General features: G+C 65.6%; 7 protein-coding genes. 3 read left to right on the top strand and 4 right to left on the bottom strand.

Translation table 11 applies throughout. From position 1 onward, the window contains the following. Positions 1 to 17 precede the first annotated feature (17 nt). The 3 genes from lpxC (at position 18) to ligA (ending at position 4,708) form a co-directional block, all read left to right on the top strand. The gene (gene lpxC / locus V7P99_RS14325; RefSeq protein WP_333795510.1) at positions 18 to 962 is read left to right on the top strand and encodes a UDP-3-O-acyl-N-acetylglucosamine deacetylase; all 945 of its coding nucleotides are present in this window, start codon (positions 18 to 20) and stop codon (positions 960 to 962) included. A gap of 511 nt (positions 963 to 1,473) precedes the next feature. Next, positions 1,474 to 2,286, top strand: a complete 813-nt coding sequence (locus V7P99_RS14320; RefSeq protein WP_442909914.1) for an outer membrane protein assembly factor BamD — start codon at positions 1,474 to 1,476, stop codon at positions 2,284 to 2,286. 295 nt (positions 2,287 to 2,581) lie between these two features. Beyond that, the gene (gene ligA, locus V7P99_RS14315) at positions 2,582 to 4,708 is read left to right on the top strand and encodes an NAD-dependent DNA ligase LigA (protein ID WP_333795508.1); all 2,127 of its coding nucleotides are present in this window, start codon (positions 2,582 to 2,584) and stop codon (positions 4,706 to 4,708) included. Between the two features lie 76 nt (positions 4,709 to 4,784). On the opposite strand, the gene V7P99_RS14310 is transcribed toward ligA, so the two are convergent. The 4 genes from V7P99_RS14310 to V7P99_RS14295 all read right to left on the bottom strand — a co-directional run bounded on the left by V7P99_RS14310 (position 4,785) and on the right by V7P99_RS14295 (position 10,462). Further along, positions 4,785 to 5,954: a VOC family protein gene (locus tag V7P99_RS14310; RefSeq protein ID WP_333795507.1), complete on the bottom strand. Its 1,170-nt coding sequence runs from the start codon at positions 5,952 to 5,954 to the stop codon at positions 4,785 to 4,787. A 263-nt stretch (positions 5,955 to 6,217) separates the two neighbouring features. Then, complete coding sequence (locus V7P99_RS14305) at positions 6,218 to 8,029, bottom strand: aminopeptidase P family protein (protein ID WP_333795506.1); 1,812 nt, start codon at positions 8,027 to 8,029, stop codon at positions 6,218 to 6,220. Positions 8,030 to 8,047: 18 nt separating this feature from the next. Further along, the gene (locus V7P99_RS14300) at positions 8,048 to 8,944 is read right to left on the bottom strand and encodes a 50S ribosomal protein L11 methyltransferase (RefSeq protein ID WP_333795505.1); all 897 of its coding nucleotides are present in this window, start codon (positions 8,942 to 8,944) and stop codon (positions 8,048 to 8,050) included. 87 nt (positions 8,945 to 9,031) lie between these two features. Further along, the gene (locus tag V7P99_RS14295; protein ID WP_442909913.1) at positions 9,032 to 10,462 is read right to left on the bottom strand and encodes a TMEM143 family protein; all 1,431 of its coding nucleotides are present in this window, start codon (positions 10,460 to 10,462) and stop codon (positions 9,032 to 9,034) included. Positions 10,463 to 10,486 lie beyond the last annotated feature (24 nt).

Below are 10,486 nucleotides of genomic sequence, written 5' to 3'. Positions count from 1 at the left end.
TCGAGGGACGGCGCAGCATGTCGAATCGATTCATTGGCGCGCGACAGACGACGATTGCCCAGGCAATCGAGGTTCACGGCACGGGGGTGCACAGCGGAGCGCCGGTTTCGGTCAGCCTATATCCGGCTTCAGCCGATACTGGCCTCCGCTTTGTGGTCACGAAACGTGGCCGCGTCACCGCCGAGATCCCCGCCAAAGTCTGCAACGTCAAGAATCTCACCCTCTGCACGGTCATCGGCAACGAAGACGGCGTCACCGTCTCCACCGTGGAACATCTTCTCGCCGCCCTCCGCGGCCTTCAGATCGACAACTGCCTTATCGAAATCGACAGCAAGGAAGTGCCGATCATGGACGGCAGCTCGGCGCCGTTCGTCGAGGCTATCGATCGCGTCGGCATCCGTGAGCTTCCGGCGCCCCGCCGCTTCCTCAAGGTTTTGAAGACGGTCCGTGTCGAAGAGGGCGAAAGCTGGGGCGAGCTCTCGCCGCATTCGGGCTTCCATCTGGACGTCGAGATCGACTTCCCGTCGCCGATCGTCGGCCAGCAGCGTCTTTCGCTTGAGATGACGCCCGGTGTGTTCCGCAACGAGCTCGCCCACGCGCGCACGTTCGGGTTCATGAGCGATGTTGAGCGGCTTTGGAAAGCCGGCCTCGCGCTCGGCGCCAATCTCACCAACACCATCGCCATCGGCGACGACCGCGTGATGAACCGCGAAGGCCTGCGCGATCCGCTCGAGTTCGTCCGCCACAAGATGCTGGATGCCGTGGGCGATCTGAGCCTTTCTGGTCATCCGCTGCTCGGCGCTTACCGCTCGGTCAAGGGCGGCCATCGTCTCAACTCGCTCGTCCTCCGTAAGCTGCTCGAGGACAGCTCCGCCTGGACCATCGTCCACGCACCCCGCGTTCGCGGAACTCGCCCTTTCGTATTCGAGCGCACGGCGGCTGTCGCAGTCGCCGCCGAGTGAGCCCTACGAGTGAGGCCCCTGCGGCCGGCCGGGCCATCAGGAAGATCACCGCTTGAGTGCGCCGCATCCGGCGCTCCTCGCTGAGCGAGGGATGGCTGCGACAGGCCCGTGCACGATCGCGCCGACATACCGGCATTGAGAGCAGCAACCTCCTGTTTTCCCGCCCGCTTCTTGGCGCAGTGGAAAACGGAAAGTCTCGCCGCGAGTCTCAGATCAACCACATTGTGAACCTATCGTGGACGACGCGGCATAGCAGGGGGCGGCGGCTTCAGGCCCACTCCGAAGTATGCTAGAGGATTTTCTTTTCACGGCGAGCACTGGCTCACCGAAAGAAGGTTCGACGGGGCAGCATCCAGAGCGCCATCAGGTTCGATCGAATCGGTGACGCCGCGAAAGCCTTTCCGACCATGGTCGCGCGTGGCCGGTTGGCGAAGGCGAGCAAAGGCTTGGGGAGTATGGCACTTTGATAGGCAAGACGCCGAGCTGGCTCGCGGCCGTTCTCTGCTGTGCCATGGGTGGCGCGGCGCTTTCGCTCGGCGGCTGTGCCTCGTCATCAGACGCCACGAGCATCCTCAACGCCGATCCGCCAGAGAAGATGTACGCTGATGCGGACAGCCTCATGAACCGCGGCAAGTTCGAGGATGCGGCGCGCAAGTTCGAGGATCTGGATCGTTCGCATCCCTATTCGCCCGAGGCGCGCCGCGCCATCGTGCTCTCCGCCTACGCCTACTACAAGGCCGGCAAGGCACCGGAAGCGATCGCGTCCGCCGAGCGGTATACGATCATGCATCCCGGCACCAAGGATGCGCCGCTCGCCCACCACATCATCGCCTCGGCCTACTTCGATGACATTCGGACCGCCAACCGCGACCAGACTGCAACGCGCAAGGCGCTTGATCAGCTCAAGATCCTGAAGGCGCGCTATCCGGACAGCACCTATGCGCGCGATGCCGACAATCGCATCCGCATCGCCGAGGACACGCTTGCCGCCTCCGAGATGGAGGTCGGCCGCTACTACATGAAAGAGAAGAACTTCGTCGCCGCCATCAACCGCTTCAAGACAGTGGTGACGGATTACCAGACGACGGCCCACGTCGAGGAGGCGCTGATGCGCCTCACAGAGTGCTACATGGCGCTCGGCGTCACCAACGAGGCGCAGACGGCGGTTGCCGTGCTGGGGCATAACTTCCCGCAGTCGAAGTGGTATCGCGATGCTTACGCACTGCTGAAGAGCGACGGGCTTGCGCCTGCGCAAAGCAACGACTCGTGGATCACCAAGGCATGGAAGGCCGTGCCGAAGTTCTCCCTCGGCGGTCCGGGCTAACGTGCTTCGCGACAGGTGGAAATGGCTGTCACGAAGCCATGCGAACCCAAGAGCCCGAGAAGAAGCACGAAGAAACAAAAACTTAGAGCCGTTCCCCGTTTCCACTTAAACCGGAACGGCTCTAGAGCCTGATCGTTTGAGGTGGATGCGGACACGCATTCACCGAGAACGTGAATCAGTCTCTCAATAAAAACTTAGAGCGCGTTCACGTCGCGCAATCCGAATTCCGATAAGAGTGAACGCGCTCTAAGATCCACCTGCGTGCGTCCGCGCCGGTTATCCGTTATGTAGCCACATGGCTAAGAAGAAGCTTCCCCTCACGTCCGTCGCCGATCTCACCGCAGACGAAGCGGCCGCTGAGCTTGAGCGCCTAGCGGCCGAGATCGGGCGCCACGATGCGCTCTACTATCAGGCCGACGCCCCCGAAATCTCGGACGCCGAGTACGACGAGCTGCGCCGGCGCAACGACGCCATAGAGGCTCGCTTTCCGGCGCTCGTCCGTCCCGACAGCCCTTCCCACCGCGTCGGCGCACCGGCGGCCGGCGCCTTCGCCAAAATCCGTCACCGTGTTCCGATGCTGTCTCTCGGCAACGCCTTCGACGACGCGGAAGTCGCGGAGTTTGCGGCCCGCGTCCGCCGCTTTCTCTCCCTCAAGGCCGACGAGCCGCTGGCCATCACAGCCGAGCCCAAGATCGACGGGCTCTCGATTTCGATCCGCTACGAAGGGGGCCGCTTCGTCGAGGCGGCAACGCGCGGCGATGGAATGGAGGGCGAGAACGTCACCGCGAACGTGAGGACGATCGCCGAGATTCCGGCACGGCTCGAAGGTCAGGATGTTCCGTCGACCGCCGAGATACGTGGCGAGATCTATATGAGCCACGCCGATTTCGCCGAGCTGAATGCAGCCCAGGCAGAGAGCGGCGGCAAGGTTTTCGCCAACCCCCGCAACGCTGCCGCCGGGTCTCTCCGCCAGCTCGATCCGTCTATTACGGCGGGCCGCCCTCTGCGCTTCTTTGCCTATGCCTGGGGTGAGATCTCGAGCATGCCCGCCGACACGCAGCAGGGCATGGTCGAAGCCTTCGCGCGCTGGGGCCTGCCGGTCAATCCGCTGATGCGCGTGTGCGAAAGCGGGGAGGGGATGCTGGCGTTTTATCGCGAAACGGCCGAGCGCCGCGCCTCTCTCGGTTACGACATCGACGGCGTCGTCTACAAGGTGAACCGGCTCGACTATCAGGATCGCCTCGGCTTCGTCTCGCGCTCGCCGCGTTGGGCGATCGCCCACAAGTTCCCGGCCGAGCAGGCAGTCACCCTGCTGCGTGATATCGAGATCCAGGTCGGCCGCACCGGCTCGCTGACGCCCGTTGCCAAGCTCGAGCCGGTGACGGTCGGCGGCGTCGTAGTCTCCAATGCCACGCTTCACAACGAGGACGAGATCGCGAGGAAGGACATCCGCATCGGCGATACCGTCGTCGTGCAGCGCGCCGGTGACGTCATCCCGCAGATCGTCCGCGTCTTGATCGAAAAGCGTCCCTCCGGCGCCGAGCCCTACAAATTCCCGAAGCTATGCCCCGTCTGCGGCAGCCACGCCGTGCGCGAGGCGGACGAATCACCGGGCGCCGGCGGCGTCGTGCGCCGCTGCACGGGCGGGCTCATCTGCCCGGCCCAGTCCAAGGAGCGGCTCAAGCATTTCGTCTCGCGCCTCGCGTTCGATATCGAGGGGCTCGGCGAGGAGAAGATCACGCTTTTCTTCGAAGATGGCTTGATCCGCAATCCTGCGGACATTTTCACGCTCGAAGCCCGCGATCGGGAAAGTGCTGAGCCGCTCGCGGAGCGGAAGGGCTTCGGCAAGAAGTCGGTGCAGAACCTGTTTCGGGCCATCGATGCGCGGCGCACGATCGGGCTTGATCGTTTCATCTTCGCCCTCGGCATCCGCCACGTCGGCGAGACGACGGCCAAGGATCTCGCCAAGGATTTCCGCACGTGGGAGGCGTTCCGCAGCGCTGCCGAAGCCGCGGCGCGTGACGGAAAGGAGAGTGAGGCCTACCGCACCATCGACGATATCGAGGGTATCGGCGAGACGGTGGTCGACGCGCTCATCGATTTCTTTTCCGAGCCGCACAACGCCAAGGCGGTCGATGATCTGATCGCCCACGTCACGGTGACGCCTTACGAGCGGCCGGCTGCCGTCGCCTCGCCGGTCACCGGCAAGACGGTCGTCTTCACGGGCAAGCTGGAGCGTGTCGGCCGCAGCGAGGCGAAGGCGCAGGCGGAGCGGCTCGGCGCCAAGGTCTCGGGCTCGGTCTCGTCGAAGACGGACTACGTCGTCGCCGGCGCCGATGCCGGCTCGAAGCTCACGAACGCGCAGAAGCTCGGCGTCACGGTGCTCACCGAGGACGAGTGGATCGCCCTCATCAGGTCTTAAAGCCGTTCCCCGATTCCACTTAAACCGGAACGGCTCTAGAGCCTAATCGCTTGATAGGCACGGCGCCGATTGGCCGTCAGTGTGACCAGGACTCATATGGCCACACGTGCTTCATATCGATCACGTAGGCCGGATACTTGGTCTGCGTGATCGAAGCCGAGCGCCTGCGCTTCGGAGCGCGCGCCCGGGGCGCTTTGCGCACGGTGCGGGCCTCCTCATCGTCATCCATGCTGGCGCCTTCCTCGACGGTGGGGGTGCGGGTGGCGGATGTCTCGATCCCGCTCGCGTTGTCCATCGAGGCTTGGCTTGCCTGAGCCTCGGCTCCCGCCGGTGTGGCGGTGCTCGAAGCGGATTTGACGGCGAGCTTCTCCTCGCTCACGCGTCGGGCTTCGATGGCGCGGTCAAGCGCTTCCTGCGTGCGCTGCAACTCGTCGCGCAGGCTCGCCGCAGTGGCTTCCGCGCTCCGCCGGGCGTGCTCCTCCTCGGCGAGCTTATCGACGGCCGTTCCAGAGTTCGCCTCGAGGGCCAGGCGCCGCGTGCGCTCCGCTTCGAGAGCGGCGCTCGCCTCTTCCGCGGCCGCTTCCGCCTTCCGCTTTTCGGCGCGCACCTTGGCAAGCTCCGCGTAGACGTCTTCGGCCTCCGCCGCGGCGTGGCCTCCTGCCCGCATCGAAAGGCCGCCGGTCTCGCCGGCGAACCACCAGCCAGCCGTCCCGAGCGCCACCAGGAGGCCTGCGAGCCCCATCCGCATTCGCGCCCCGCGCCGCGGCGGCTCGGGATGCGGAGCGGCGGGGGCCGGCGGCGTCGGGGCCGCCATGGTCATCCCCTTGCCCGGATTATAGGTGCCGAAGTTCCAGATATGGCCCTCGAGGTCGCGGCAGGAATAACCGCGCCGGCCGAGTCCGTCGCTCTTGAGCTCGAGCACGATCTCGGCGCCGGCCTCGCGTGCACGCGCGTGGTGCGCATCCGCGTCGTCGACGACGAGATAGCAGCTCTGGGTCTCCACGCCTCCAACCTCGTCCGGCTGGCGCATGAGCTTGTCGAGGTCGGTATCGCGGACGGCACCCATCATCAGGAGGCTGCCGCGATAGGTCATCTGCCCGTAGATGATGGCGCCGTCGTTGTCGGTGACGGCGATCTGCTTCTCGAAGCCGAATGCCTGCTCGAGCCAGCTCATCGCCGTCGCCAACTCGCGATAGCGCAGGAGCGGCATCAGGCTCGGAGCGGGCAGGGGGCTGCTCTCGGTCATTGGAAACGCTCCAGAATGAATTATTCGCCCAAAGCGGTGGCCTTCGGGCGTTCGGTCGGTGTGCCGGAAACGCGGAGAGCGTGCAGCGCTGGGCCGCGGCATGCCCGAATCAACATGATAAATGATAGTAGAAAAAGCGTGGGACGCATTGAAGAAAATAAGAAAATAGCGATATGGCGGTTGCGCGCCTTGTCTCGGACGCGGCCAAAAGCATAAAAAACCGGCGTAAAATGCCGGTTTTCAGAAGAGAAATGGATGTGGTTTCAGAGCGGTTTCGTCGCCGCTTCGAGCCATGAATGGGTCGCGGCGTCGACCTCGGGGCCAATCGTTTCGCGAACCGCGGCGTGATAGGTGTTGAGCCAACTTATCTCGGAAGGCGTCAGCAGGTTCTTCTCGATCAGGCGTCGATCGATGGGCGCCAGCGTCAGCGTTTCGAAACCCATCATGTCCCGGTCGCCGCCGTCCGGCTTGGCGGGCGCGGTAACGAGCACGAGGTTCTCGATGCGGATGCCGTAGGCGCCTTCCTTATAGTAGCCGGGCTCGTTGGAGATGATCATGCCGGGCTCGATCACAGCCATGCCAGCCCGTGAGATCGATTGCGGCCCCTCGTGTACGGAGAGATAGCTGCCGACGCCGTGGCCGGTGCCGTGGTCGTAGTCGAGGCCGTGCTCCCAGAGCGCGCGGCGCGCGAAGGGATCGAGGTCAAGGCCGCGCGTCCCCTTGGGGAAGCGTGCCGTCGCGATCGCGATATGCCCCTTGAGGACGAGCGTGAAACGCTCCCGCATTTCGGGCGACGGCGTCCCGATGGCGACGGTGCGCGTGATGTCGGTGGTGCCTTCGAGGTACTGCGCTCCGGAATCGATGAGGAACAGTTCGCCCGGCTGGAGGCGGCGATTGCTCGCCTCCGTTACCCGGTAGTGCACGATGGCTCCGTTCGGTCCGCTCCCCGAGATGGTGTCGAACGAGATTTCGCGCAGTGCCCGGCTCGCGGCCCGCTGCTCCTCGAGCGCTTGCACGGCGGTGATCTCGTCCACGCGTTCGCCGGACGCGACGGCGCGGTCGAGCCAGGCGAGGAAGCGCGCCATCGCGGCTCCGTCACGCACGTGGGCAAGGCGCGCGCCCTTGATCTCGGTGGTGTTCTTGATCGCCTTCATCGGCACGCACGGGTCAGCCCCATGCACGGCGCTTTTGCCAAGCGCGCGGGAGAACCACCATGCGGCCCGGTCGGGATCGAGGCGCACGCGCCGCTGGGCCTTCTTGAGGGCCGCTATGCGCGTCTTGAGCTCGGCCGGCGGCGAAACCTTGGCCACGCCGTCGAGATGGGCACGCGCCTCCCGATTGATCTTCTCCGCGGCAACGAACAGCTCGGCCCTGCCGTTGGCCGGTACGATCGCGAAGGCCAGCACCACCGGATTGTGGGCCACGTCCGAGCCGCGGATATTGAACAGCCAGCAGATGGAATCCGGGGCCGTCAGGACGAGGGCGTCCTGGCCGCCCTCCTTCAGCTTCTTTTGCACGTCGGCGATCTTCTGCTCGGCCCGGCGGCCGGCGTACTTGAGCGGATGCACAACAACGGGCCCGTCCGGCGCGCCTGGCCGGTCCTTGCCCCATACCGCGTCGACCAAGTTCCGCCGCGTCGGCTTGAGCGTTAGCCCTCCCGCGGCCAGCAGCCCGCGCAGCCGCTCCACCTCCGAGACCGTATGCAGCCACGGATCGAAGCCCACGATGCCGCCGCTCTTTATCTTCTCGCGAAGCCAGGGCGCGAGCGCGGTGCGCGCCAGCCCCGGAAACTCGAACTGCCCGCCCCGGCACTCGGCCCGCGCCTGCACCGTATAGCGCCCATCGACGAAGAGGCCCGCATGGCGCCGGGTGATGGCGGCGATACCGGCGCTGCCGGAGAAACCGGTGAGCCAGCGCAGCCGCTCCGAGCAGGGCGCGACGTACTCGCCCTGATGCTCGTCGCCGCGCGGCAGGATCAGCGCTGCGAGCCCCTCAGTTGCGAGCAGGGTGCGGAGCTGCTTGAGCCGATCGGGAATTGCGGGGGCATCGGATGGCGAATCGAACGTTTGAAACATGGCAGGCTCTCGTAAGTCTCAGGTGCGCTTCGCGAGCGTGAGCGTTGACCAGCCATCGTGGCGCCGATGGTTGATCAAGTGGAAGCCCTGCGCCCGGTAAGCGGCGATCACGCGGGGTGCTTCTCGCTGCAGGATGCCGGAGAGCACGACGGACGCGCCCGCTTCCGCGACATGCCGGATGTCTGGGGCAAGCGTGATGAGCGGATCGGCGAGGATGTTTGCCACGATGAGGTCGAACGGCGCCGCCTTGCGGATCGCTGGCGTGGAGACGCCCGGCCCGCAGACGAAGCGGATGCGGGAGCCCGCCTTGTTCACGGCTGCGTTTTCGCGCGCAACGATGACCGACTGCGGGTCGATATCGACGCCATGGACCGCGGCGTGGGGCCAGGTGCGCGCCGCGGCAATGGCGAGGACGCCCGATCCGCATCCGAGATCTAGGATGCGTCGAAAACGGCGCGTCGCCCCCAGCTGATCGATTGCCAGCAGGCAGCCATAGGTGGTTGCGTGATGTGCCGTGCCGAAGGCCTCTCCCGCCTCGATGAGGATAGCGTTGGGCCCTTGCGGCACCCGTTCACAGTCATGCTGGCCGTGGATGGTGAAGCGCGCCGCCCTGACCGGCGGCAATGCCGCCTGAGACAGCGCCACCCAGTTGAGATCGGGAATGTCGGCCGGCTCGAACCGCGGCGGAGGCTCGCCGAGCAAGAGATCGAGATCGGCCTCGAGCGCGGCCGCTTCCCGCGGTTCGGCGAAATAGGCTTCGATCCTCCAACGCTTCACCGGGCCGTCATTCCCCTCCCGGTCCTCGAAGACGGTGAGCGCGTCCGGCGGTGGCTCGATGAGGTCCTGGAGTGCGTTGGCGACGCGCATGGCGCGCCCGCGATCCTCCACCTCGGCGATCAGCTTGTGAGGAGTCATGTAGCCCGTTCTGAGTTGCGATGGCCCGGCCGGCAGCTGGCGCCGCCTGCGGGAAGCGGCGCACCATAGCGCAGCTCGCGGGCCCCGTCAGGATTTGCGGTAAGGTGCCGGCCGGCCTTCCGCTCCTTCGGCGGCCTCGGCGCTTTCGGTCTGCTTCGGCTCCTCTGGAACCGTCCGCTCCACCTCGCGCCCTTCCTCGCTCGTGTAGTCGGGCAGGTTATCGAGGAACACGTCCCACTTGGCGTCGAGGTGCAGCGCCGCTTCCTCGGGGCCAAGAGTCCGGAGCCTGCCGTCGGCATCTTCCGTCACGATGCCGTCGGCGAGAAGGCGGCTCAGCGCATCGTCGAGATCGAAATCGACCGTCACTCCGAAGCTCGTGGTGAGATACTGTTCGATGGCGGCGTCAATCGCCGGCAGGTCGGCCCGGGTTGCGTGCTCCTTGGCCAGCACGCTGTAGAGCAGCATCTCCTCCTTCACGTCCTCCTCGGCTGCCCGGTCGGCGAGCTTGATGAGCACCCCTCGGTTGTCGGCCATGGCGTGGAAGTAGAGATTTTGCGCCATCACCACCATGTAGCGCTGCCGCTGGTTGAGGAAGTTCATGGCCTGCCGGAAGGCGACGCCCCCGAGGCCAAGCACCGCGCCTGCCGCCACCATCGGGTTCGAGGCCGCCGCCGCAAGCTTGCCCGCCGTGCCGACCACGCTCATGCCGAGCCCTCCGCCCGCTGTGAGGCCGAGGCGCAGCTTGTCGAGCATGCGAAACCGCACGCGCGTATTCGGAAAGACCATCTCGACGTCGCTGCGCGGAATGTTCTTGAACAGCTTGAGGTAGATATTCTCTTCGCTGACCTCCGAAGGAAGCATCGCCCGCAGGCCGCGGATCAGCTTCTCCGCGTCGCGGCGCGAGAGACCACGCTCCGCCATCACCTCCTGCACGCGTGCCTCGAAGGGCTTGAGCTTGAAGAGCAGGAACAGCCGCTGGAAGATCGGCACGTCCAACTCTTCCTTGCGCATGAACTTGCGCAGCCGGCGGCGCTGGTCGCGCCGGCTCGAGGCGCCGCGGTAGTAGACCAGGATCTCCTCGAAGGCGGTGAAGTCCACGTGCAGGTCGAGCCCGTAGTGCGAGTCCTTGGTTAGGATCAGCTCCACGTTGGCGGGATCGACGCGGACGTAGTTCGCCTGCCTGAGGATCCCCTCGACTTCGCGCACGACGCGTTTTTGCAATGTTGCGCGCTCTCCTGGCGTGAAGGTGCGCGTGATGAGGAGATCGCTGTCCGGGCTGAAGCTTTCGTAAGCCTGCAGGAGATTGCTGAGGCCGACGCTATGCTGCTGGCGCCGCCAATATTCGAGATAGCGGAAGAAGCGCCGCGCGGCGCGGGCCTCTCCTACGGGCCAGGCGCGGGGCGTGGTCAGGCGGTCGATGAGCGCATAGGTGGTGACGGGGATGAAGTGCTCGCGGGGAGGCGCCGCGTCGAGTGCGCCGATGCCGTCCGTCGCCACGGCGAGGACGCTCGTATCCACCTGTCGAGGGAACGAGCCCGGCGC

This window comes from Hyphomicrobium sp. (genome assembly GCF_036780825.1).
GTDB lineage: Bacteria > Pseudomonadota > Alphaproteobacteria > Rhizobiales > Hyphomicrobiaceae > Hyphomicrobium_C.
The sequence above is the reverse complement of the archived record's forward strand: the minus strand, read 5'-3'. Positions and strand labels throughout refer to the sequence as shown.